2 protein-coding genes are annotated in these 636 nt (G+C 49.2%); one reads left to right on the top strand and one right to left on the bottom strand.

The features are described 5' to 3' along the window. Positions 1-30 precede the first annotated feature (30 nt). Positions 31-297 carry a hypothetical protein gene (locus OGY07_RS01910; RefSeq protein ID WP_223173001.1) on the top strand — a complete coding sequence of 89 codons (267 nt, stop codon included), beginning with the start codon at positions 31-33 and terminating at the stop codon, positions 295-297. A gap of 47 nt (positions 298-344) precedes the next feature. Here the strand turns inward: OGY07_RS01910 and OGY07_RS01905 are convergent, their stop codons facing one another. Then, positions 345-533, bottom strand: coding sequence for a Rop family plasmid primer RNA-binding protein (locus OGY07_RS01905; RefSeq protein ID WP_000165998.1), 189 nt, complete (start codon positions 531-533; stop codon positions 345-347). Positions 534-636: the final 103 nt, after the last annotated feature.

Here is a 636-nt window from a genome sequence, read left to right as displayed (position 1 = left end):
TCCCGGGTTTACCTATTTTAATGAAGCGTAATGAAGCGTTCACAGCTGACGTTAATAGATGGGTGCTTCATGTTTGGTTTTTCACCAGGAGAACTTATGAACCTTTGCCCCGATGAACGTCTGCTCTTTGTGCGGATGATTTCCGCTATGCTTCGCCGTTCGGGCGGTGATGCGGGTGCTGTTATGTTTGAGGCGTATCGCCATATTGTGTCCGATACCAATCAAGCTCGTCGTTCCTACATGCTCGACCTGCTCGAAAGCGTCAGGCATGACTATGTACACGGTGGGTATACATAGTTGCCCTGGATACGCTTTTCGTCTAAGTGAGCGTTCTTTTCGTCTCTTTATTCGCCGTCCTGTATACCGAAGCGTGCGCTCAGCTTCTGATAAAGCGCTTCTGCCTGTTCGTGCATTCGCTCACAGTCGGCTGCCTCGTCATCAAGATCGAGCACGTCGAGTTTTTCGAGCAGCAGCAGCGACTGCGCCCGGATAAATTTTGCCATGTTCAGTGCGGCTGATTCCTGTTTTGTCATACGGCTTTTTCCCGGTTTTATGGTGATCGCAGACTGAAATCTTACTTCATTCACTTGAGTGCATAGCCATGCAGGTACGCAGAAATCATCAGGGGCGTTTTTT

It is taken from the genome of Citrobacter sp. Cs237 (assembly GCF_030332325.1).
Classification (GTDB): Bacteria; Pseudomonadota; Gammaproteobacteria; order Enterobacterales; family Enterobacteriaceae; genus Citrobacter_A; species Citrobacter_A sedlakii.
This window is presented reverse-complemented; position numbering and strand designations above follow the sequence as displayed.